This window comes from Serratia proteamaculans (assembly GCF_004684015.1).
Lineage (GTDB): Bacteria > Pseudomonadota > Gammaproteobacteria > Enterobacterales > Enterobacteriaceae > Serratia > Serratia proteamaculans_F.
Map to the genome: position 1 here is coordinate 160,359 of NZ_SRIA01000017.1, position 22,028 is coordinate 182,386.

A 22,028-nucleotide genomic window follows, 5' to 3' on the forward strand; every position below is an offset into this window, starting at 1 on the left:
CAAGTTCAGGGCAGTTCCCTGGTTGGATGATAAACAAGAGAGCACAGAAATGAATAAGCAAACTTCTCTTCTTCGTTGGTGGCGTCACTCCCTTTCTCGGGCGGAGTAATCACGCATACCTGTCATCTGACACTGCAGATTCCCTAAGCCCGCTGGTAACGCGGGCTTTTTTATGGACAAATTTTAACTGGAACCACCAATGATGAACATCAAACCACAACTCAAATTACTGAAGGCGGAGGCCAGTTACCGGGGCGATCCGACCACCATATTCCACCAGTTGTGCGGCGCTCGCCCGGCCACCCTGCTGCTGGAATCGGCTGAGATCAACAGCAAGCAAAACCTGCAAAGCCTGTTGGTGATCGATAGCGCTCTGCGCATCACCGCACTGGGCCGCACCGTGACGCTGCAGGCGCTGACCGCCAACGGCGCGGCGATGCTGCCGCTGCTGGATGAGGCCCTGCCGGCAGAAGTCCAGATCCAGGTGCGTCCTAATGGACGTGAGCTGACCTTCCCGATGATTGATGCGATTCAGGATGAAGATGCCCGTCTGCGTTCGCTGTCGGTGTTTGATGCATTGCGCACTCTGTTGACGCTGGTTGACTCCCCGTCGGACGAACGCGAAGCGGTAATGCTCGGCGGCTTGTTTGCCTACGATCTGGTCGCTGGTTTTGAAGACCTGCCGCCACTGCGCCAGGATCAGCGCTGCCCGGACTTCTGCTTCTATCTGGCGGAAACCTTGCTGGTGCTGGATCATCAGCGCGGCGTTGCTCGCCTGCAGGCCAGCGTTTTCACGGCCGATACGGCGGAAGAACAACGCCTGCAACAGCGTCTGGAACAACTGCAGGTGCAACTGAAACAGACACCGCAGCCTATCCCGCACCAAAAGCTGGAAGACATGCAACTGAGCTGCAACCAGACCGATGAAGAATACGGTGCGGTGGTCAGCGAATTGCAACAGGCCATCCGTCAGGGCGAAATCTTCCAGGTGGTGCCATCACGCCGTTTCTCACTGCCATGCCCGGCGCCGTTGGCCGCTTACCAGACGCTGAAGGACAACAACCCAAGCCCATACATGTTCTATATGCAGGATGACGAATTCACCCTGTTCGGTGCTTCGCCGGAAAGCGCGCTGAAATACGACGCAGGCAACCGCCAGATTGAGATCTACCCGATTGCCGGTACCCGTCCTCGCGGTCGTCGCGCCGACGGGTCGCTGGACCTGGATCTCGACAGCCGTATCGAATTGGAAATGCGGACCGACCATAAAGAACTGGCCGAGCATCTGATGCTGGTCGATCTGGCGCGTAACGATCTGGCACGCATCTGTCAGGCCGGTAGCCGCTACGTGGCCGACCTGACCAAAGTGGACCGCTACTCTTTCGTGATGCATCTGGTTTCCCGGGTCATCGGCACCCTGCGCGCCGACCTCGACGTGCTGCATGCCTACCAGGCCTGTATGAATATGGGCACCCTGAGCGGCGCCCCCAAAGTGCGCGCCATGCAGTTAATCGCCGCTTCTGAAGGCACCCGTCGCGGCAGTTACGGCGGTGCGGTCGGTTATTTCACCGCCACCGGCGATTTGGATACCTGTATTGTCATCCGCTCCGCGTATGTTGAAGACGGCATTGCTACCGTGCAAGCCGGCGCCGGCGTGGTGCTGGATTCTGTTCCTCAGGCGGAAGCCGATGAAACCCGTAATAAGGCACGTGCCGTGCTGCGTGCCATTGCCAGCGCGCACCATGCCAAGGAGGTGTTCTGATGGCCGATATCTTACTGCTCGATAACGTCGATTCCTTTACCTACAACCTGGTCGATCAACTGCGCGCCAGCGGTCATCAGGTAGTGATTTACCGTAACCAGATCTCTGCCGACGTGATTATCGAACGCCTTCAGCAGTTGGAACAGCCGGTGCTGATGCTGTCACCGGGTCCGGGCACCCCGTCCGAGGCCGGCTGCATGCCGGAACTGTTGCAGCGCCTGCGTGGCCAGTTGCCGATTATCGGCATCTGTCTGGGGCATCAGGCGATTGTCGAAGCCTACGGTGGCCATGTCGGCCAGGCCGGTGAGATCTTGCACGGCAAGGCCTCGGCAATCAGTCACGATGGCGAAGGCATGTTTGCCGGTATGGTGAATCCCTTGCCGGTGGCACGCTACCACTCACTGGTTGGCAGCAATATCCCGGCCGAGCTCACCGTTAACGCCCAGTTTGGCGAAATGGTGATGGCAGTACGTAATGACCAGCATCGCGTATGCGGTTTCCAGTTCCATCCAGAATCGATTCTGACCACCCATGGCGCACGTTTGCTTGAGCAGACTCTGGCCTGGGCGCTGGCGAAATAACAAGGGAAACGACGATGCAAACTATTCTTGAAAAGCTGTACCGTTCAGAGTCGATGAACCAGCAGGAAAGCCAGCAGTTATTCAGCGCCATTGTGCGCGGTGAACTGGAGCCAAGCCAACTGGCCGCCGCGCTGATCAGCATGAAGATTCGCGGCGAACACCCGGAAGAGATCGCCGGTGCAGCCAAGGCATTGCTGGCCGATGCCCTGCCGTTCCCACGCCCGGACTACCCGTTTGCCGATATTGTCGGCACCGGCGGCGACGGCACCAACAGCATTAATATCTCCACCGCCAGCGCCTTTGTGGCGGCGGCCTGCGGCGCCAAAGTGGCCAAACACGGCAACCGTAGTGTATCCAGCCGGTCGGGTTCATCGGATCTGCTGGCGGCATTTGGTATTCGTCTGGATTTACCGGCAGACGAAGCACGTAAGGCATTGGATGAACTGGGCGTGTGCTTCCTGTTCGCCCCGCAATATCACACCGGTTTCCGCCATGCGATGCCGGTACGTCAGCAGTTGAAAACCCGCACGGTATTCAACGTGCTCGGCCCATTGATCAACCCGGCACGTCCACCGCTGGCGTTGATCGGCGTTTACAGCCCGGAACTGGTGCTGCCGATTGCCGAAACCCTGCGCGTGCTCGGTTATCAACGGGCGGCCGTAGTACACGGCGGCGGAATGGACGAAGTGGCGATCCACGCGGCAACCCACGTGGCCGAACTGAACAACGGCGAAATTGAAAGCTATCAGCTGACGCCACAGTCCTTCGGGCTGCAAAGCTACCCGCTGGAGGCCCTGCTGGGCGGCACGCCGGAAGAAAATCGTGACATTCTGGCAAGGTTGTTACAAGGTAAAGGTGACCCGGCGCACGCCGCTGCGGTAGCCGCTAATGTGGCGCTGTTGTTGAAGTTATTCGGGCAAGAAGACCTGCGCCAAAATGCGCAGCAGGCACTGGACATGATTCACAGCGGGCAAGCTTACGAGCGTGTCACCGCACTGGCAGCAAGAGGATAAATGATGCAGGAAACCGTGCTCAACAAGATTGTTCGTGATAAAGCGCAATGGGTCGCAGCACGACAGCAACAACAGCCACTGGCCAGTTTTCAAAATGAAATCGTCCCAAGTGAACGCGGTTTTTACCACGCGTTAGAGGGAGCCAGAACGGCGTTTATTCTTGAATGTAAAAAAGCATCCCCTTCCAAGGGCTTGATTCGTGAAAATTTTGACCCGGTAGAAATAGCTTCGGTCTACAAAGATTTTGCCTCGGCAATTTCGGTGCTGACTGACGAAAAATACTTCCAGGGCAGCTTCGACTTCCTGCCGCTGGTCAGCAAAACGGTGACACAGCCGGTGCTGTGCAAAGATTTTATTATCGACCCGTATCAAATTTACCTGGCGCGCTTCTATCAGGCCGATGCCATCCTGCTGATGCTGTCGGTGGTTAATGACGATCAATACCGCCAGCTAGCCGCAGTGGCCCATAGCCTGAACATGGGCGTGCTGACCGAAGTGATCAGTGAAGAAGAGCTGCAACGGGCTATTGATCTGAAAGCGCGCGTGGTGGGCATCAATAACCGTGACCTGCGCGACCTGAGTATCGACCTGGATCGCACCCGTCAGTTGGCACCACGTGTGCCACACGGCGTGACGGTGATCAGCGAGTCGGGCATCAACAATTACGGTCAGATCCGCGAATTGAGCCACTTCGCCAACGGTTTCCTGATTGGTAGCGCATTAATGTCGGAAGCCGACCTGCGCGCTGCCGTACGCCGGGTGATGCTCGGCGACAATAAAGTTTGCGGATTGACCCGTCCGCAGGATGCTGCGGCGGCTTATCAGGCCGGTGCCGTCTACGGCGGGTTGATTTTTGTCGGGCGTTCACCGCGCTATGTTGATATCAATCGTGCCCGCGAAGTGATTTCCGGTGCACCTCTCAAATATGTCGGCGTGTTCTGTGATGCACAGGTTGATACGGTAGTACAGACCGTCGAGCGCCTGGGTCTGAAAGCGGTGCAACTGCACGGTGCTGAAGATCAAGCCTATATCACCGCCTTGCGTGCCGAACTGCCGACCGACTGCCAAATTTGGAAGGCGCTGAGCGTGAAAGACCATTTGCCAAAGCGCGACTTGCAGCACGTTGACCGCTACCTGCTGGATAACGGCGCGGGCGGTACCGGGCAGCGTTTTGACTGGTCGGTACTGCACGGCGAAAACCTTGAAAACGTGATGCTGGCCGGTGGCCTGGGTGCGGATAACTGTGTTGACGCGGCCAAACTCGGCTGTGCCGGTCTGGACTTTAACTCCGGCGTTGAGAGCCAGCCCGGCATTAAGGATCCTGCCCGCCTGGCGGCGGTGTTCCAGACCCTGCGCGCTTACTGAAGATTATTAACGGATAATAACGGGAACTATAATGACGCTGCTTAACCCCTACTTCGGCGAATTTGGTGGCCAATATGTGCCGCAGATTCTGATGCCGGCCTTAAAACAACTGGAAGAAGCCTTTGTCAGCGCTCAGCGCGATCCAGAGTTTCAGGCTGAATTTATCGACCTGCTGAAAAATTACGCCGGTCGCCCAACCGCGCTGACGCTGTGCAGAAACCTCACTGCCGGTACCAAAACCAAGCTGTACCTGAAGCGTGAAGACCTGCTGCACGGCGGCGCGCACAAAACCAACCAGGTGTTGGGTCAGGCGTTGTTGGCCAAACGCATGGGTAAAACCGAAATCATCGCCGAAACCGGTGCCGGTCAGCATGGCGTGGCCTCGGCCCTGGCCTGTGCCTTGCTCGGCCTGAAATGCCGCATCTATATGGGTGCCAAAGATATTGAACGCCAGTCACCTAACGTATTCCGCATGCGCCTGATGGGTGCGGAAGTGATCCCGGTACACAGCGGTTCTTCTACGCTGAAAGACGCCTGTAACGAAGCGCTGCGTGACTGGTCCGGCAGCTACGAAACCGCCCACTATATGTTGGGGACCGCTGCTGGCCCACACCCGTATCCGACTATCGTGCGTGAATTCCAACGCATGATCGGTGAAGAAACCAAAGCGCAAATGCTGGAACGCGAAGGTCGCCTGCCGGATGCGGTATTGGCCTGCGTGGGTGGCGGCTCCAACGCCATCGGCATGTTTGCCGACTTTATCGATGATACCAGCGTAGGGCTGATCGGCGTTGAACCTGCCGGTCTGGGTATCGAAACCGGCCAACACGGCGCGCCGTTGAAACACGGTCACGTCGGTATCTATTTCGGCATGAAAGCGCCGATGATGCAGACTTCCGAAGGCCAGATTGAAGAGTCTTATTCCATTTCCGCCGGGCTGGACTTCCCTTCCGTTGGGCCACAGCACGCCTATCTGAACAGTATCGGTCGCGCCGAGTACGTATCGATTACCGATGACGAAGCGCTGGATGCATTTAAAGCGCTGTCGCGTAGCGAAGGAATTATCCCGGCGCTGGAGTCTTCCCATGCTCTGGCACATGCGCTGAAAATGATCCGTGAAACACCGCAAAAGGAACAGATCCTGGTGGTTAACCTGTCCGGCCGCGGCGACAAAGACATATTTACCGTTCACGACATTCTGAAAGCACGGGGAGAAATCTGATGGAACGTTACCAGCAACTGTTCGACCGCCTGGCAAGCAACAAGGAAGGCGCTTTCGTCCCGTTCGTCACCCTCGGCGATCCTGACCCGGCACTGTCATTGCAAATCATCGATACCCTGGTTGAAGCCGGTGCCGACGCGCTGGAGTTGGGTATCCCGTTCTCCGACCCACTGGCTGACGGCCCAACCATTCAAAGTGCGGCGCTGCGCGCATTCGCCTCTGGCGTCACGCCAACTCAGTGTTTCGAAATGCTGGCTGCCATCCGCCAGAAACACCCCAACATTCCTATCGGTCTGCTGATGTACGCTAACCTGGTGTTCCATAAAGGTATCGATGCGTTTTACCAGCGCTGTGCCGAAGTGGGGGTTGATTCGGTGCTGATTGCCGACGTGCCGTATGAAGAGTCAGCGCCCTTCCGTGCCGCCGCTATCCGTCATGGTATTGCGCCAATCTTTATCTGCCCGCCAAATGCAGACGACGATTTATTGCGTGAAATCTCCTCACATGGCCGGGGCTACACCTACCTTCTGTCACGTGCGGGCGTAACCGGAACCGAAAGCCGCGCCCAGTTGCCACTGCATCATTTGGTGAACAAACTGCGTGAATACCATGCGGCACCACCCCTGCAAGGCTTCGGCATCTCTGAGCCCACTCAGGTGCGCGATGCGCTGCAGGCCGGGGCTGCCGGGGCGATATCGGGTTCGGCGATCGTCAAGATTATTGAGCAAAATCAAGCGCAACCGGCAGAAATGCTTGCACGGCTGGCTACCTTTGTCAGTGAAATGAAAGCGGCAACCCGCGCCTGATTTTCCAACCACGGGCGCAGAATCTCTGTGCCCGTGGTTAACATGTTGTTTCCCTTCAAAGTTATGCTATTTTTTTTACACCTTTAATTTGAACAAACCCAATTCTTGTCTCACAATAAAACCTGCGCGTCGGGCATTTCTTTATTTGTGGGAATGCGCTACGTTTTCAGGTGAAAACCCGAATGTAGTTTCAACAATAACATTGCATGGAGAGTAATTTATGAAGCTATTTAAAACCCTTTCAGTCTTATGCATGGCAGCCGTTGTGGCATTCGCAGTGAGTGCCTGCGCGCCAACAGCGAAATCTGAAGGGACTGGCGGTTATATTGACGATACGGTAGTGACGACCAAGGTGAAGTCAGCACTGCTGGCGGATAAAACCATCAAGTCCACCGAAATCAGTGTCGAGACCTTTAAAGGTCGTGTGCAACTGAGCGGCTTTGTCAGTTCAAGCGCCGATGCCAACCGTGCGGTGCAGGTGACTCGTGGCGTAGCGGGTGTGAAATCCGTTGAGAACGTAATGAATATCAAGTAGTCAAAGTAAAACGGAGGCGCTGCATGCGCCTCCCTGTTTCACCCCTGTCAGAAGCGATACCCTGCCCCGAACATAAACACCCACGGATCCAAACGCGTATCAATGCTGTGATGATTACCGTCCGCATCGTCAAAGCGAGTTTTGGTTTCGATGTTCATCCACCACACTGACATGTTCAGCATCCAGTGTTCATCCAGGTTGTAATCCAGGCCCGCCTGCGCGGCCACGCCCCAGGAGTCTTTCAAACTCAGGTTGCTCAGCCCGGCACTTTTACCGTTGTCGTTGAATTTTTCATCGAAGAAGGTGGTGTAGTTAACGCCAAGGCCCAGGTACGGACGCAGTTTGTCCTGCTTGTCGCCGAAATAGTATTGCGCCATCAGGCTCGGTGGCAGGTCGCGTACCGTTGCAATATCCCCATTCACCGCAGAGCCATTCAGCCCTACCTTGTGACGAAACGGCGTTGCGGCCAGCAGTTCGACGCCAATATTGTCCGTCACCATATAGCCGAAGGTCAGACCAAGCTGGGTATTATTGTCGGCACTGAATGAGCCTTGCCCCAACACGTCATCCGATCCGGCATTTGGCCGCACGGTTGCAGCGCCTGCGCGAAACAGAAAATCGCCTGCCTGATGTGCACTTGCCAACATAGGCGTCATCATTGCCGCCAATACCACCAGAGTTGTCTTTTTCATTATCCATTCCATTTGTGTGGTTATCATCCAAGGGGAATATACCTACTTACGGGTATTTATGATCCCATCGAGATCACATCTTATGTGTAAAAGTTTTAATTCCTACTAAAAACAAGGTTACCTAAGAGGCTAATAAATCAAGGATTGATCTGAATCAAAAAACGCCTTTTGTTGCAAATTATCTACATGTTCCGATGCAAGGGTGCAGCTTGAAAGGTGGCAGAGGATGGCGATAAAGCAGATTGCAGAAGAAATCGTCACAGTGCACTTCGCGGGGTGCCACAGCGGCCTGGAACAGGGTACAATCGCCCACTGATTTTGATTTATCTCTGTTTCTCGATGCCAAGGAGTCTGCATGCCTATCACGGCCAACACGTTGTACCGTGACAGTTTTAATTTTTTCCGCAACCAACTGACCAGTATCCTGATGCTGGCGCTGTTGACTGCGTTCATTTCTGTGCTGCTCAACCAGGCTTTCAGCCCTGACGTCGAACAGCTAAAGATCCTGAGCGCAACGGAAGGTGACTTTGCTGCATCCGCCGGTATGGGGATCCAGGAAATCATTCAACAAATGACGCCTGAACAACAGATGGTGTTATTGAAGGTTTCAGCCGCCGCCACTTTTTCCGCATTAGTGGGCAACGTGTTGCTGGTTGGCGGAATGCTGACATTGATTCGCCTGGTTTCCCAGGGGCAGCGCATCAGCGCACTGCGCGCTATCGGTGCTTCCGCACCGGAACTGCCGCGTTTACTGCTGCTGCTGTTTATCTGCACGCTGTTGATCCAGCTGGGCCTGACGCTGTTTGTGGTGCCGGGTGTGATCATGGCGATCGCCTTCTCGCTGGCTCCGGTGATTACCGCTACCGACAAGAAAGGCGTATTTGCCTCGATTAAGCTGAGCTGCAAGTTGGCGTTCGCCAATGCGCGGGTGATTGTTCCGGCGATGATGTTATGGCTGGCAGCCAAGCTGCTGGTGCTGTTTATGGTGAGCCACCTTTCGGTGCTGACCCCGAACGTCGCCAGCGTGGTGCTGACCGCCCTGAGCAACCTGGTTTCGGCCCTGTTGCTGATTTACCTGTTCCGTCTGTATATGCTGCTGCGCAGCTAATCTCACAGTCAGAAATCTGAAAGGCACGCTTCGGCGTGCCTTTTGCTTATTGCGCGAAAGCAGGTTCCGCCTGCTCCTTACTTTGAATCAGCTTCAGCGCCAGATACAAGTCCGGTACCAGTATCAACTCCCGATCTCGCCCCAACCTATTGATGCGGAACCAACGCGTCAGCTCGGTTCGCCGTCCTGCCAGTACCAACTTTACGTTACGCTGTAACAAATCACGTTTCAATTCGTCGATGGCCGCCAGTACGCTGATATCGGCATGGGTAAAGCTGGCAACGGCGTCCACCACCACCCAACGCGGCTGGAACGGTGTGCTGTCCACCAAATTAAGGATCCGCCGTTTGAAATACGCCACGTTGAAATAGGTCAGTGGCGAGTTGAAGCGATACATCATCACACCGGGTACCGCTTTAATGCCGTTATTGTTGCCCATCGAATGGATCATGCCTTCGCCATTAACGCCCAGCAGTTGTTCCGTAGGGCGGAACACCGTACGCAGGAACTGCATCAGGCCCAGTAATACCGCCAGGCCAATACCGCTGATCACCCCCACCAGCAGTACGCTAAGGAAAGTAAACATCGCCAACCGGAAGGCTTGAGCATTGCGACGCCGCATGATCCAGATGCCACGGATATCCAGCAGCGACCAGGCGGCGTACATCAGCACCACGCCCAACCCCGCCACCGGAATAAACTGCAGCGGTGCCATCAGGAACAACAGCACGAAGGCAATCACTGCCGCTGCAATGATCGACACCAGTTGGCTCTTGCCGCCGTTGGCGTCATTGACTGCGGTGCGCGAATCTGCCCCGCTGATGGCGAAGCCCTGCGACAGTGCCGAGACAATATTCACCAACCCGAGCGCGCGGAATTCGGCATCCGCATTCACCTCATAGCCGTTTTTCGCCGCAAAACTCCGTGCGGTCAGCATCATGCTGACAAAACTGACCACGGCCAGGTTCAGCGCCGGGATCACCATGTCACGCAGCAAACCCGGTTGAAAATCCGGCCACTGCACTATCGGCAACACATCACTAAAACCGCCGACCGTCACCACACCATGCTGTTGCAACCCGCCAGCCCAGGTAACAAAAGTGACCAGGACAATGGCTAATAACGGTGCCGGCCAGTTGGGCCGCCATTTTTTAAACCCGATCAGCGTAACCAATGCCAGTAACGAGACCGCCATGGTCAGCCAATCGCTGTGCATCAGGTTGCCTGGCAGCGCATAAATACGCTCGATCAACTGCGCCGGGTGCACGCCAAATCCGAACACCTTGCCAATCTGATCGACCATGATGGTAATCGCCACGCCGTTCAGCAAACCACTGAGGATCGGCCGTGAGAGTAAATCGGCCAGTGCGCCCAGCTTGAAGCGGCTGGCCAACAGACACCAGGTGCCCATCATCGCCGTCATCATGATGGTCAATTGCCAATGGCGTTCCATATTGCCCGCCGCCAACGGGGTCACGACGGCGGCAATGACCGCACAGGTCGCCGCATCTGGCCCCACAATCAATTGGCGTGATGAGCCAAAAAACGCGTAGGCTACCATTGGCAAAATACAGGAATATAACCCCACTATCGGGCTGACTCCGGCCAATTCGGCGTAGGCAATCGCCACCGGCAATGCCACGGCGGCAACGGAAAGCCCGGCGCGAATGTCCGGTTTGAGCCAACTGCGTTGATACCCTAATAAATGCGTCAAACCGGGCGTAAGCGCCAGGAGAGATTTCCACTGCATAAACTGTTTTCCGTTATAAATTATCCGGCTATTATCGCGCATATCATGCGATGCCAATGCCGAGCTGGCAATCTGCCCACCGCGAACTCACGACCTCAATCGTAAGTTTATGCAAATTCCTGCTTTCATGGCGGAAATCCGGCGGCCAAACGCCGATAATCAGCAGTTGCCAGCGGTACACAGAGCCCGCCAAATCCGGTATAGTCGGCCGATGAACAGATGATGGATTGATTTATGAAGCAGTTTCTTGATTTCCTCCCGTTAATTGTCTTTTTCGCTTTTTATAAGCTCTACGATATCTACGTCGCCTCTGGCGCGCTGATTGTTGCTACCGCCCTGGCGCTGGTGTTCACCTGGTTCAAATACCGCAAAATTGAGAAGATGACGCTGATCACCTTCCTGATGGTACTGGTGTTCGGCACTTTGACGCTGGTGTTCCATAACGATTTGTTTATCAAATGGAAAGTGACGATCATTTACTGCCTGTTCGCGCTGGCACTGCTGATTAGCCAACTGGTGCTGAAAAAGCCGTTGGTTCAACGCATGCTGGGCAAAGAGCTGACGCTGCCGGATAAAGTCTGGAATAACCTCAACCTGGCCTGGGCCGTGTTCTTCCTGGCCTGTGGTCTGGCGAATATCTACGTTGCCTTCTGGTTGCCCCAGAGCGTTTGGGTTAACTTTAAAGTCTTCGGTCTGACCGCGCTGACGCTGGTATTTACCCTGCTTAGCGGCGTTTATATTTATCGGCACATGCCGGAAGAACAGAAAAAATAGTTACAAAATTGTTAATGCCCGTAGCCTTTGCTACGGGCAGTATAGTGAAATCCCTTCTTTGATAAGCAGACAGCTATGACTCAACAACGACCTTTACCCAGTGGCGAAATGGTGCTGCGAACGCTGGCGATGCCAGCCGATACCAACGCCAATGGCGATATTTTTGGCGGCTGGCTGATGTCGCAGATGGATATTGGCGGCGCTATTCAGGCGAAAGAAATTGCCGAAGGCCGCGTCGTCACCGTACGAGTGGATGGTATGACCTTCCTGAAACCGGTCGCGGTGGGTGACGTGGTATGTTGCTACGCGCACTGTATCCGCACCGGACGCAGTTCGATCACCATCAATATCGAAGTGTGGGTCAAAAAAGTATCTTCCGCCCCTATCGGCCAGCGCTACCGTGCGACCGAAGCGGTGTTTACCTATGTGGCAGTAGACGATGAAGGTAATTCACGCGCCCTGCCCGATGGCAAAATGAACTTCCGCGTTGGCTTCGAAGAATAAGCTGGAATGCAAACAGCAAAAAGGGTCGCCGAATAAACGGCGACCCTTTTTTATTGGCACAAAACTCAATCAGTTCATTTCCGTAGTGCCGTTGATTTTGAAGCGAATGTTCATGGTACGATCTTTCGCTTCTTTCGCTTCATAACGCCACTTACGCATTGCCTGCTTCACTTCGCGCTCAAACATATTGCGTGGTTCCGCAGACAGGATACGCACATTACTGACCCGGCCATCGCTGTCAATATCGAACTGTACCCGCACATTGCCTTCAATCTGCAATGCTCTGGCGCGCGGCGGATAAATCGGATCGGCACGGCTAATTGGGCGCGGCCCCACATCTCGCGAATTGCCTTGAACCGGTGCTGACGGTGCTTGCTTCACCGGGGCCTTGTCGATAGGCTTGGCCGGCTGGTTATTTTCAAACGGTGACGGCTCACGCGGCTCGGTTTTCTGTGGCTCACGCTTAACCGTTTTTTCGACCTTCGGCTTCGGTTTTGGCTTCGGCTTGGGTTTTACCGGCTCCGGCTTCAGTATCGCCTTCGGCGGTGGCTCTGGGAGCGGTTCTGGCTCAGGTTCAGGCTCTACCTGTGGCTCTGGCTCAGGTTCGGCCGGTGCCGGCGGAGGCGGCTCTGCCATCGCGGCGGTATTGACCATCATGACGCTGATCGGCGCATCTTCAGGTTTCGGCAACTCCATCACTTCCTTGACAGAAGCATAGAGCAGACCCGCCACCAGGGCGCTATGTAAGCCAACAGACAGGATAATTGGCACGGACAAACGGCGATTAAGGAACATCTTTTTTAGCGGCATAATGATTCTGTTTCCTCTGGTTCGCCAAGTTTAAATGCAAATAGCAATCATATTCAATAACGAATGGCAAACTATCGCTCTAATCGTCATTATTCATCGCTAAAACCTGCAAACTCATGGGGATATTAACCTTTCGTTTGCCTTTTCACTGAGGCTTTCACACGCTTTATTAACCTGCCTTACCAGCACCAATATGAAAAAACCCGCCGTAGCGGGTCATTTTTCACCAATCGAGCGTTATTCTTCATCACCGTAATACAGTACACCCAGTTTGATCAGCGGCCGACCCTGCGCCTTACGGTGAAGATTGGTGTCACGCAGTGAATAGACGCAGCCACAGTACTCCTGCTGATAAAAGCGTTCACGTTTGCTGATGTCGATCATCCGCGACGCACCGCCCTTTTTACGCCAGTTGTAATCCCAATACTCCAGATCTGGGTATTTTTCCGCTGCGCGCACGCCGCAGTCGGTGATTTGCTGCATATTCTTCCAGCGGGAAATGCCCAGCGAACTGGATATGGTGTCGTATCCATGCTCATGCGCGTACAGAGCGGTACGTTCAAAGCGCATGTCGAAGCACATGGTGCAACGGATCCCACGCTCAGGTTCGTGCTCCATTCCTTTGGCGCGAGCAAACCAGTTATCGGTATCGTAATCGGCATCGATGATTGGCACGCCGTGCTGCTCGGCAAAACGGATATTTTCGTCTTTGCGCAGCAGGTATTCCTTTTGCGGATGAATGTTCGGGTTATAGAAGAAAATGGCGTATTCGATGCCGGAGGCCTGAATGGCTTCCATCACCTCACCGGAACAGGGTGCACAGCAAGAATGCAGCAGCAGTTTGCTTTTGCCCTCAGGCAAGTCGAGTTTATCTCTAACCAGTTCCGTCATTTCCTCACCTCTTAATCCTTGTCTCATTAAATCGCGCGGCCGCACTATACGAATAAAAGCTAGTCGCTTCAAGGCATAAGCGCCAGCCGCAGGCAAATTCCAACGGGCAGGCATTCCCTTGTATCCCCTTTTGCGCTACTTTAAATTTACCGTTCTATAGCAATGATTTTAAAGGTGAAACATGCTTTATCTGATCTACGCACAAGACGTACCCAATTCATTGGAAAATCGTCTGTCGGTACGCCCGGCACATCTGGCACGTCTGCAGGCACTGCGTGACGCAGGTCGGCTGGTGGTTGCCGGTCCCAACCCGGCTATCGACAGCAACGATCCGGGCGCAGCCGGCTTTACCGGTTCAACGGTGATTGCGGAATTCGCCTCGCTGGCAGACGCCCAGGCCTGGGCCGAGCAGGATCCCTACATCGCCGCCGGCGTTTATGCCGACGTAACTGTAAAGCCCTTTAAGCAAGTGCTTTGATTTCAATTGCACCCCATTGGCCTCTGTCGCCGTGGGGTGTTTGCCGATATAAGTTGCCCATCATGCGACTGTCGCCATGTTTAGCGTTTAATGGCACAACCGCGTGTTGTGGAGAATTAACCGACGAACTCATAGACTAAAATGACTGTACACACATACAGTCATTGAAATCTATGAGGATCTAAATAATGAACACCTGCCCTGATATCGCAACATTAAGAACGACTATTCCTACCGCCGCCGGTGAGCTGATCACCGTAACCGCCTATAATGCCGACTGGAGCACCAGTAATCTTCAACCCACTGGAGGCGGTGTTTTTGTCGCAAAAGCGCAAGCGACGCCGGCAGACGACGGTGGCATGTTTATTCGCCCTAATACGTCGTGGGTGTGGTTACGTGTATTGGAAGTAGCGGGAACAGTTTCACCCTATATGTACGGGGCTAAAGGCGATGGCATTGCTGACGACACCGATGCGATCCAAAAAGCACACAACTATGCCAGTTCGCAGGCAACCACCAGTGGTTCACGTGTGTTGAAAAACGGCAATCTGATTTTTGGAAATGGCCGTTTCAAATGTATTACAAACCTCACCCTTGATACCAAAACCGTCGATTATGATTTTTCCGGCGCATTACTGGATTTCACAGCAATGACACCTGGCACTGCAGAGCTTCGCAAGGTTGCCATCGACTGGAAAAACAGTGCCGGTTATACCCAAGGTAATCTTAGTGCTAAAAATCTGCGAATGATTGGCCCTGGCGCTGACTCATTTATCGATGGAATGGCATTCTCTACGTCACTTTCAGGCAGCTACCCACGTAACTCGCTGACGTTCACCGGCGGTGGCATCGAGGGGTTCTCCTGCGGCATAACCGGTACCACTAATTTCTATTTCCTGCGCATGTACGCTTTCACTTTCAACCATTGTGACACCTGCTATTTCTTCCCAAACAATACTTCAGACTCTGGTGAAGAGATGAATTTCCACAGCTGTGTCTTTGCCCAAAGTAACTGCGGCGTGAACCTGCAGGGAGGCTATAGCTACTTCTTCAATTGTTCCTTCGACTATATCTACGGAAAAAGTGGGCCACAAACATCGGCAGACAGGCTGGGAAAATATATTCATATCGAAGGTGGTCAACACTCTTTCCGCGATTGCCACTTTGAAGGTTATGGCCCCCAAAATTACATCGTCAACATCCCTGATGATAAAAGCTGTAAAGTTAACTTTATTGGCGGCATATTCACCTTTAAAGCTGGCGGCAGCCCATCAACCTACCCAACTACCAGTAACCCTTTCTATTTTGGCAACCTGGCGCGAGTGGTGTTTGAAAAAGTCAATATTGGTCAGATGCAGCAAGGTGGCGATGCAAACGTCAGCGGCTGGATTGACGGTAGCGGTTCAGTATCATTACATGATATGCAACTGCCGATCGCCTGGCCTTATCTGTTGACGCAAGTTCGCACCAACGCCACGGTTCAGGACAACTGGCTCGATGGCTCAACCTATACCAGCGGTGCCGGCAATGAGAAATGGACCGAGGAAGTTTGGGTCTTACCGCCAGGAGGCGTTAATACCGTGCGCAAATCACGTTACGGTTGGGGAACCGCAGCCAGTACCAATTTCAGCATGATCCGACAGGCCAACTTTGTCTCCCTTGGGCGTAATGTCAGCGCAGGAGACGGTGTATTTCAGGCCGTGTTAGGGACAATAAAGTTGAAAGGCCATGGCAGCGTTATTCATCACTTCCAAGCCAATACATTCGCAGGCGATGGTCAAAGCTGCCAGGTTAAAATTGTTTGGGCAAAACTAAGCGAATTTGGTGCACAGCAGGATCTTGAACCTAAAATACTGATGCAACAAACCGGCCATTCATACACCTTTAATTTCAGTGGGGTAGAATCCGAATTGAAAACTGTGGTCATTCCTGGGCAAATGCAAGGCTACGTCACCCAGCCACCATCATTTGAACGGGCTCCAGATTGGGCGACTCATGCGTTCTTACTGGTTGATACCACAAAAATGAAAAGCAACTTCGACCTGCGCATTACGGATGTTTATATGCGTCAGGTCTAAAGAGTTCGACACTAACAACAGCCGCAGATCTCTGCGGCTCAGACTACTGACAAAGCCCGTTATTAGGGAGAGCGTGCCGAAGGGGTCGTAGCGGCTTGCCCGCCGGAGTGCCCCTCGGTGCGCTAGGCCCGGGTATCTCGGATTCAAAGACAACTTTGTCATCAAACTCAGCCGCAGATCACTGCGGCTTTTTCATGCAAAAAAAAGCCAGCACGGAGTGGCTGGCTAAAGGGTTCTTCGAGGGAATATCTTGTCCGATAAAGTTACTCCCTTGGCTTGCCGGTGCGCCAGCTATCGCTGTGATAGGTGAACTATTTTTTCGCCAGAATCAGCGTCTGCATATCCGCAAACATCGCATCCCATTCCGCTTGATTTATCTCCATCAGGCCAAAGAAACGCAACATAAATGCCCCTTCGGTAGCCAGAAAGGCCAATCGTGCCCGCTTACCCTCCTCGGTGGTTAAATCCAGACCGGCGATCCGGCTGCGGTACCACTCACGCGTGCTGTCCAAATGCTCTGGCGTTTGGATCAGAGTCGCCATCAATCCTGCGGCCTTGGCGCTGGATGCCTGATCGGAGCTTCGGGTGGCCTGCATATGCGCCTGCACTGTCGTTGTGGCCGAGGGACTTTCCCCGGCAATGGCATCGAAAACCTGGTCATAGGCTTTACCCCAACGTTCGAACATCGCATCAATTAACGCGTCTTTGGTACCAAAGCAGTACTGCACCCCGCCCTTGGAAATCCCCATCGCCTTGGCGACAGAATCAATGGTCAAACCGGCAGCACCCTGCCTGGCGACAATCTCCTCGGCCATATCCAGAACCTTGTCGCGATCGATGCTCCGTTGACGTCCCATTGATAAACCCCCTTTTCAATACATACGTATGGATATATATTACCCCAGTATACCACCCGGTTCGTTCGGGAGGTGACCTTATAGCAACGCATCCGCGTCGCCTGTTTTTTTGGAATAATATTATGCACGCAAACAACCGCTGGTTGATCCTGGCAATGATCTCCAGCGCGCTATTTTTGATCATTATCGATATGACGGTGCTATACACCGCATTGCCTCGGCTGACCCTGGCACTGGATGCCAGCGCCTCACAAAAGTTATGGATTGTGAATGCCTATCCGCTAGTGGTCGCCGGTTTACTGCCCGGTGCCGGCATGCTGAGCGATCGCATTGGTCATAAACGGCTGTTTATTGCCGGGCTGCCGGTGTTTGCCGTCGCCTCCCTTTGTGCGGCCTTTTCTCCTTCAGCCCAATGGCTGATCGCCGCCCGCGTATTTCTCGCCGTAGGTGCAGCGATGATGATGCCGGCAACCCTGTCCATTGTCCGCCATGTGTTTACTGACGAACGCGAACGCGCCCTGGCGATTGGCATTTGGGCAGCGGTCGCTTCCGGTGGTGCCGCTATCGGCCCGGTGGTCGGTGGCGTCTTGCTGGAGTATTTCTGGTGGGGATCGGTATTTTTGATCAACGTTCCTGTCGTCATGGTGGTACTGCCGCTGGCCTGGCGATTGATACCGCACTGCGGTGGGGAAAATAAACGCCCTTACGATATCATCGGGTCAGTGCAGATCATGGCCGGTCTGGTGGGTAGCATCTATGCACTGAAGGAACTGAGCAAGGCAACGCCCTCCCTTTCTGCGCTGGCGATCGCCGCCGCCATCGGCGTTTTGTCACTCTGGCTGTTTGTTCGTCGACAGCGGCAGGCGCGCTACCCGATGATCGACTTCTCGCTATTCCAGAATCGGCTGTTTGCCGGCGGCGTCGGCGTCGCGCTGGTGTCGATGATTGCATTAGTCGGTGTGGAACTGGTGCTGACTCAACGCCTGCAATTGGTGCTTGAGCTGAGCCCATTACAGGCCGCACTGTTTATTCTGCCAATCCCGGTGGCGTCCGCACTGGCAGGCCCTCTGGCCGGCTTACTGCTGCCGCGCTACGGCGAGCGCAGCATGATATTTGGCGGATTGTTCCTGACCGGCCTCGGCATCGCCGGGCTGGCCCTGCTTTACCAGAACAGCCTGATGTCGCAGTTGGTTTGTCTGTTTATTGCCGGTTTTGGCATCGGTGGCGCCATTACCGCCGCGTCGACCGCCATCATGCTCAATGCCCCGGAAGAAAAATCCGGTATGGCTGCTTCGATCGAGGACGTGTCCTATGAGCTGGGTGGCGTGCTCGGTATCACCTTGCTGGGTGGCTTGATGACCGCCATCTATAGCCACAGCCTGGTGTTACCCGACAATCTGCCGGTGGGTGACGTCGCCTACGACAGTATTGATGAAGCCCTGCGGCTGGCGGCCAAACTGGCTGTCGATCAGGCTGAGCAACTGAGGCAACTGGCTCGACTGGCTTTCGATCGAGCATTTATCGTGGTGTTGATTGCGGCGGCATTGCTGATGGCGCTAAGTGCCGGCGTGGCAAAAATGGTCTTACGCAAGTAATGCTACCAAGCCGCTGTTGTTGTTAACGCATTCTGCTTAAACTGAATGGGCAATTTGCTTGTCGGATTTATCGTTATTGGTTTCAGCGATTGCATTGATGCTTTTGATCGTCTTTAACCCTGCAATAAATCCGGTTACTGTGTTTGTTATGGATATTGTGTAAATCATCGAATCAAATAATCAGGAGAAGATTATTATGGCAACGACGAAGAAAGCAGCGAAAAACCATATCGGCCTGGACAGCAAACAATCGGCAAAACTATCGGAAGCGCTGAATGCGCTGCTGGCAAATTATCAGGTGCTGTATATGAACGTGCGCGGCTACCACTGGAACATTTCCGGCCCGCATTTCTTTGAACTGCACGTCAAATTTGAAGAAACCTATAACGATCTGTTAACCAAGGTTGATGAGCTGGCAGAACGTATTCTGACTCTGGGGTCGCAACCGCGTCATGCCTTCAGCGATTATCTGAAAACGTCCGATATCAAGGAAGACACCAATGTCACCGACGATAAAGGCACGCTGGGTGGTTTACTGCACGGCTATTCGGTGTTGCTGCAACAGCAGCGTGACCTGTTGACTCTGGCCGCCGATGCGGGGGACGAAGGCACAGCATCCCTGATGAGTGACTACATCAAAGAGCAGGAAAAACAGGTTTGGATGCTTAACGCCTATCTGGGGAAATAACCCCGGCAGCCAAAATCGCGTTTTCCTGCTTTGTCAGCAAACTAAAACAGTCCCCAAGGGGACTGTTTTAGTTTTACCATTCGTAGGCCACTACAAACAGCAATGAACGCCGGTGCTGGTCATCCAGGCGCCGACGCACCCGTATAATATGCCGGTTGCTGCAAGACTGGCGTTCCAACCAGCGATGCCTGCGGCGCTGACTCTGCCGCAGCATCCGCCAACGGCCCACCTCGTTTCTACTGCGTCTCATCGTTTCGTTACTCATCCGTCAAATGCCAACGGCGGGCATTATAGACCTTTCACCACAGGATCCAACCCCACAGTTCCCCGTATTTTAATCCTGCCGAGAGGCATGATAATCGGCGAAAAATGTATTTTTGTTTACAGCAAGTCCCTTAAGCCAATCATAATTTTGCAACATAAGCACCGGGAAAGGGTTTCCCCTTTAGCGTTCTGTGCGTACACTCATCGTTGGTGGTTTGCGAACGGGATTTTTCGCCTTTATGACAACATTTTATACCGTAATCAGTTGGCTCATGGTGTTTGGTTACTGGCTGCTTATCGCTGGTGTGACACTGCGTATTCTGATGAAGCGCCGCGCCGTACCTTCCGCTATGGCCTGGCTGCTGGTTATCTATATTCTGCCGCTGTTCGGTATTGTGGCTTATTTATCTTTTGGTGAATTGCATCTGGGCAAACGCCGTGCCGAACGCGCCAAGGCAATGTGGCCTTCTACCGCACGCTGGCTGAGCGAATTAAAAGAGAGCCAGCGCATCTTCGCCACCGATTACAGCGAGGTCGCCAGACCCCTGTTCCAACTGTGCGATCGTCGTCAGGGCATCGATGGCGTTAAGGGCAACCAACTCCAGTTACTCACCACCACCGACGCAACGCTGAAAGCGCTGATCCGTGATATTGAGCTTGCACGCCATAATATTGAGATGGTGTTTTACATCTGGCAGCCCGGCGGGTTGGTCGATCAGGTGGCCGAATCGCTGATGGCCGCTGCGCGCCGTGGCGTGCATTGCCGCCTGATGCTGGACTCAGCCGGTAGTTTGCAATTCTTCCGCAGCCCCTATCCTGGCATGATGCGCAATGCGGGTATCGAGGTGGTGGAGGCGCTCAAGGTAAACCTGTTCCGCGTATTCCTGCGCCGAATGGATTTGCGTCAACACCGTAAAGTGGTGCTGATTGACAACTATATTGCCTATACCGGCAGTATGAACATGGTCGATCCGCGCTTTTTCAAACAGGACGCCGGTGTTGGTCAGTGGATCGATCTGATGGCCCGCATGGAAGGCCCGGTCGCCAGTACCATGGGCATTGTTTATGCCTGTGACTGGGAGATTGAAACCGGTAAACGGATCCTGCCGCCGCCGCCGGACGTCAATATCATGCCGTTCGAACAGGAGAGCGGCCACACAATCCAGGTTATCGCTTCAGGCCCAGGTTTCCCGGAAGAAATGATCCACCAGGCGCTGCTAACCGCAGTTTACTCGGCGCGCGAACAGTTGATCATGACCACCCCCTACTTCGTACCCAGCGACGATTTGCTGCATGCGATTTGCACTGCCGCCTTGCGCGGGGTTGAAGTCAGCATCATTGTCCCACGCGACAACGATTCAACCATGGTCCGTTGGGCCAGCCGCTCTTTCTTCTCCGAGCTGCTGGAAGCCGGCGTGCGCATCTATCAGTTTGAAGGCGGTTTGCTGCATACCAAAAGCGTACTGGTCGATGGCCAACTCAGCCTGGTCGGCACGGTGAATCTGGACATGCGCAGCCTGTGGCTGAACTTCGAAATTACCCTGGTGATTGACGATGACGGTTTCGGCAGCGATCTGGCCTGCGTGCAGGACGACTATATTGCTCGTTCGCAGTTGCTGAACGCCGCAGAGTGGCAGAAACGGCCGTTCTGGCACCGTATTGTTGAGCGCCTGTTCTACTTTTTCAGCCCGCTGCTTTAAATGCCGTAGCGGGCATGCTTTATACCCGTCGCCTTTCAAGTTGCAGCGTTGTTACCTGCACTCATTCCCCCCAGTTACTTACTTAAGTAAGCGCCTGAGGATGAATGAGCTGGTCGCCTAGCTGCAACTTGAAATTCATAGGGTATAATGAGGAATCATTTGTTATCGGGATTTAATTATGGATTTGAATAACCGCCTTACTGAAGACGAAACGCTGGAACAGGCTTACGACATCTTTTTGGAGTTGGCTGGCGACAATCTGGATCCGGCGGATATTCTGCTGTTCAACCTGCAGTTTGAGGAGCGCGGTGGCGCAGAACTGTATGACCCGGCGGAAGACTGGTCGGAACATGTGGACTTTGACCTGAACCCTGACTTTTTCGCCGAAGTGGTGATTGGCCTGGCGGATAGCGATGGCGAACCGATCAACGACGTGTTTGCCCGCGTGTTGCTGTGCCGTGAGAAAGACCACAAGCTTTGCCACATTCTGTGGAAAGAGTAAGCGGCCATAAGGCATAAAAAAGCCCGCCAATTTTGGCGGGCTTTTTGTTGGCG

At 54.0% G+C, this 22,028-nt stretch carries 20 protein-coding genes, 1 pseudogene and 1 other annotated feature; of the genes and pseudogenes, 15 read left to right on the top strand and 6 right to left on the bottom strand.

All coding sequences use genetic code 11. From position 1 onward, the window contains the following. Nucleotides 1-70: 70 nt before the first annotated feature. Nucleotides 71-174 (top strand) — a sequence feature (Trp leader region). A 25-nt stretch (nt 175-199) separates the two neighbouring features. The 6 genes and pseudogenes from E5C26_RS13625 to E5C26_RS13655 all read left to right on the top strand — a co-directional run bounded on the left by E5C26_RS13625 (nt 200) and on the right by E5C26_RS13655 (nt 7,284). Further along, nucleotides 200-1,762, top strand: a complete 1,563-nt coding sequence (locus E5C26_RS13625; protein WP_135316800.1) for an anthranilate synthase component 1 — start codon at nt 200-202, stop codon at nt 1,760-1,762. Then, a pseudogene (gene trpD, locus E5C26_RS24805) lies at nt 1,762-3,356 on the top strand (bifunctional anthranilate synthase glutamate amidotransferase component TrpG/anthranilate phosphoribosyltransferase TrpD). The gene E5C26_RS13625 and the pseudogene trpD overlap by 1 nt, the downstream one beginning before the upstream one ends. Before the next feature lie 3 nt (nt 3,357-3,359). Then, nucleotides 3,360-4,721, top strand: a complete 1,362-nt coding sequence (gene trpCF / locus E5C26_RS13640; RefSeq protein ID WP_206194277.1) for a bifunctional indole-3-glycerol-phosphate synthase TrpC/phosphoribosylanthranilate isomerase TrpF — start codon at nt 3,360-3,362, stop codon at nt 4,719-4,721. Nucleotides 4,722-4,749: 28 nt separating this feature from the next. Beyond that, complete coding sequence (gene trpB / locus E5C26_RS13645) at nt 4,750-5,943, top strand: tryptophan synthase subunit beta (protein ID WP_172491194.1); 1,194 nt, start codon at nt 4,750-4,752, stop codon at nt 5,941-5,943. After that, nucleotides 5,943-6,749: a tryptophan synthase subunit alpha gene (gene trpA, locus E5C26_RS13650; protein ID WP_135316804.1), complete on the top strand. Its 807-nt coding sequence runs from the start codon at nt 5,943-5,945 to the stop codon at nt 6,747-6,749. Before trpB ends, trpA begins: the two co-directional genes overlap by 1 nt. Before the next feature lie 220 nt (nt 6,750-6,969). Continuing rightward, nucleotides 6,970-7,284 (top strand): BON domain-containing protein, encoded by a 315-nt coding sequence (locus E5C26_RS13655; RefSeq protein ID WP_012145400.1) that lies wholly within the window; start codon nt 6,970-6,972, stop codon nt 7,282-7,284. A 47-nt stretch (nt 7,285-7,331) separates the two neighbouring features. On the opposite strand, the gene ompW is transcribed toward E5C26_RS13655, so the two are convergent. Next, a complete protein-coding gene (gene ompW, locus E5C26_RS13660; protein WP_135316805.1) occupies nt 7,332-7,976 on the bottom strand; it encodes an outer membrane protein OmpW in 645 nt (214 codons plus the stop codon). 355 nt (nt 7,977-8,331) lie between these two features. Between ompW and E5C26_RS13665 the strand changes: the two genes are divergently transcribed. Then, nucleotides 8,332-9,084: a YciC family protein gene (locus tag E5C26_RS13665; RefSeq protein WP_012145402.1), complete on the top strand. Its 753-nt coding sequence runs from the start codon at nt 8,332-8,334 to the stop codon at nt 9,082-9,084. Between the two features lie 46 nt (nt 9,085-9,130). On the opposite strand, the gene E5C26_RS13670 is transcribed toward E5C26_RS13665, so the two are convergent. Continuing rightward, nucleotides 9,131-10,834: a SulP family inorganic anion transporter gene (locus E5C26_RS13670; RefSeq protein WP_135316806.1), complete on the bottom strand. Its 1,704-nt coding sequence runs from the start codon at nt 10,832-10,834 to the stop codon at nt 9,131-9,133. Nucleotides 10,835-11,068: 234 nt separating this feature from the next. Here E5C26_RS13670 and E5C26_RS13675 point away from each other — a divergent pair, with 234 nt between their 5' ends. Then, the gene (locus E5C26_RS13675; protein ID WP_135316807.1) at nt 11,069-11,608 is read left to right on the top strand and encodes a septation protein A; all 540 of its coding nucleotides are present in this window, start codon (nt 11,069-11,071) and stop codon (nt 11,606-11,608) included. Between the two features lie 75 nt (nt 11,609-11,683). Continuing rightward, nucleotides 11,684-12,112, top strand: a complete 429-nt coding sequence (gene yciA / locus E5C26_RS13680) for an acyl-CoA thioester hydrolase YciA (RefSeq protein ID WP_012145405.1) — start codon at nt 11,684-11,686, stop codon at nt 12,110-12,112. Between the two features lie 69 nt (nt 12,113-12,181). Here the strand turns inward: yciA and tonB are convergent, their stop codons facing one another. Together tonB and E5C26_RS13690 are read right to left on the bottom strand one after the other, a co-directional pair. Beyond that, nucleotides 12,182-12,922: a TonB system transport protein TonB gene (gene tonB / locus E5C26_RS13685; RefSeq protein WP_135316808.1), complete on the bottom strand. Its 741-nt coding sequence runs from the start codon at nt 12,920-12,922 to the stop codon at nt 12,182-12,184. A 237-nt stretch (nt 12,923-13,159) separates the two neighbouring features. After that, on the bottom strand, nt 13,160-13,813 hold the full coding sequence (locus tag E5C26_RS13690; protein WP_135316809.1) for an epoxyqueuosine reductase QueH: 654 nt from the start codon (nt 13,811-13,813) through the stop codon (nt 13,160-13,162). A gap of 181 nt (nt 13,814-13,994) precedes the next feature. Between E5C26_RS13690 and E5C26_RS13695 the strand changes: the two genes are divergently transcribed. Together E5C26_RS13695 and E5C26_RS13700 are read left to right on the top strand one after the other, a co-directional pair. Beyond that, the gene (locus tag E5C26_RS13695; RefSeq protein ID WP_135316810.1) at nt 13,995-14,291 is read left to right on the top strand and encodes a YciI family protein; all 297 of its coding nucleotides are present in this window, start codon (nt 13,995-13,997) and stop codon (nt 14,289-14,291) included. A gap of 188 nt (nt 14,292-14,479) precedes the next feature. Continuing rightward, nucleotides 14,480-16,369, top strand: coding sequence for a hypothetical protein (locus tag E5C26_RS13700; RefSeq protein WP_135316811.1), 1,890 nt, complete (start codon nt 14,480-14,482; stop codon nt 16,367-16,369). A 311-nt stretch (nt 16,370-16,680) separates the two neighbouring features. On the opposite strand, the gene E5C26_RS13710 is transcribed toward E5C26_RS13700, so the two are convergent. Continuing rightward, nucleotides 16,681-17,226, bottom strand: a complete 546-nt coding sequence (locus tag E5C26_RS13710) for a TetR/AcrR family transcriptional regulator (RefSeq protein WP_135316813.1) — start codon at nt 17,224-17,226, stop codon at nt 16,681-16,683. Between the two features lie 122 nt (nt 17,227-17,348). Between E5C26_RS13710 and E5C26_RS13715 the strand changes: the two genes are divergently transcribed. After that, a complete protein-coding gene (locus E5C26_RS13715; protein ID WP_135316814.1) occupies nt 17,349-18,821 on the top strand; it encodes an MFS transporter in 1,473 nt (490 codons plus the stop codon). A 196-nt stretch (nt 18,822-19,017) separates the two neighbouring features. Further along, a complete protein-coding gene (locus tag E5C26_RS13720; RefSeq protein WP_085117075.1) occupies nt 19,018-19,509 on the top strand; it encodes a Dps family protein in 492 nt (163 codons plus the stop codon). Nucleotides 19,510-19,582: 73 nt separating this feature from the next. Here E5C26_RS13720 and E5C26_RS13725 read toward each other — a convergent pair whose 3' ends face one another. Then, nucleotides 19,583-19,759 carry a YciY family protein gene (locus tag E5C26_RS13725; RefSeq protein ID WP_071593055.1) on the bottom strand — a complete coding sequence of 59 codons (177 nt, stop codon included), beginning with the start codon at nt 19,757-19,759 and terminating at the stop codon, nt 19,583-19,585. Between the two features lie 253 nt (nt 19,760-20,012). Between E5C26_RS13725 and cls the strand changes: the two genes are divergently transcribed. Further along, a complete protein-coding gene (gene cls, locus E5C26_RS13730; RefSeq protein ID WP_135316815.1) occupies nt 20,013-21,473 on the top strand; it encodes a cardiolipin synthase in 1,461 nt (486 codons plus the stop codon). A gap of 178 nt (nt 21,474-21,651) precedes the next feature. Next, nucleotides 21,652-21,975 (top strand): HI1450 family dsDNA-mimic protein, encoded by a 324-nt coding sequence (locus E5C26_RS13735; RefSeq protein WP_004945300.1) that lies wholly within the window; start codon nt 21,652-21,654, stop codon nt 21,973-21,975. Nucleotides 21,976-22,028: the final 53 nt, after the last annotated feature.

Bases quoted from the DNA above. Each gene is read 5' to 3' on its own strand.
- ompW (WP_135316805.1), bottom strand. From the start codon at position 7,976: ATGAAAAAGACAACTCTGGTGGTATTGGCGGCAATGATGACGCCTATG.
- E5C26_RS13715 (WP_135316814.1), top strand. From the start codon at position 17,349: ATGCACGCAAACAACCGCTGGTTGATCCTGGCAATGATCTCCAGCGCG.
- E5C26_RS13700 (WP_135316811.1), top strand. From the start codon at position 14,480: ATGAACACCTGCCCTGATATCGCAACATTAAGAACGACTATTCCTACC.
- E5C26_RS13710 (WP_135316813.1), bottom strand. From the start codon at position 17,226: ATGGGACGTCAACGGAGCATCGATCGCGACAAGGTTCTGGATATGGCC.
- yciA (WP_012145405.1), top strand. From the start codon at position 11,684: ATGACTCAACAACGACCTTTACCCAGTGGCGAAATGGTGCTGCGAACG.
- E5C26_RS13735 (WP_004945300.1), top strand. From the start codon at position 21,652: ATGGATTTGAATAACCGCCTTACTGAAGACGAAACGCTGGAACAGGCT.
- E5C26_RS13670 (WP_135316806.1), bottom strand. From the start codon at position 10,834: ATGCAGTGGAAATCTCTCCTGGCGCTTACGCCCGGTTTGACGCATTTA.
- cls (WP_135316815.1), top strand. From the start codon at position 20,013: ATGACAACATTTTATACCGTAATCAGTTGGCTCATGGTGTTTGGTTAC.
- E5C26_RS13665 (WP_012145402.1), top strand. From the start codon at position 8,332: ATGCCTATCACGGCCAACACGTTGTACCGTGACAGTTTTAATTTTTTC.
- E5C26_RS13655 (WP_012145400.1), top strand. From the start codon at position 6,970: ATGAAGCTATTTAAAACCCTTTCAGTCTTATGCATGGCAGCCGTTGTG.
- E5C26_RS13720 (WP_085117075.1), top strand. From the start codon at position 19,018: ATGGCAACGACGAAGAAAGCAGCGAAAAACCATATCGGCCTGGACAGC.
- tonB (WP_135316808.1), bottom strand. From the start codon at position 12,922: ATGCCGCTAAAAAAGATGTTCCTTAATCGCCGTTTGTCCGTGCCAATT.
- E5C26_RS13675 (WP_135316807.1), top strand. From the start codon at position 11,069: ATGAAGCAGTTTCTTGATTTCCTCCCGTTAATTGTCTTTTTCGCTTTT.
- E5C26_RS13690 (WP_135316809.1), bottom strand. From the start codon at position 13,813: ATGACGGAACTGGTTAGAGATAAACTCGACTTGCCTGAGGGCAAAAGC.
- trpA (WP_135316804.1), top strand. From the start codon at position 5,943: ATGGAACGTTACCAGCAACTGTTCGACCGCCTGGCAAGCAACAAGGAA.
- trpCF (WP_206194277.1), top strand. From the start codon at position 3,360: ATGCAGGAAACCGTGCTCAACAAGATTGTTCGTGATAAAGCGCAATGG.
- E5C26_RS13695 (WP_135316810.1), top strand. From the start codon at position 13,995: ATGCTTTATCTGATCTACGCACAAGACGTACCCAATTCATTGGAAAAT.
- E5C26_RS13625 (WP_135316800.1), top strand. From the start codon at position 200: ATGATGAACATCAAACCACAACTCAAATTACTGAAGGCGGAGGCCAGT.
- E5C26_RS13725 (WP_071593055.1), bottom strand. From the start codon at position 19,759: ATGAGACGCAGTAGAAACGAGGTGGGCCGTTGGCGGATGCTGCGGCAG.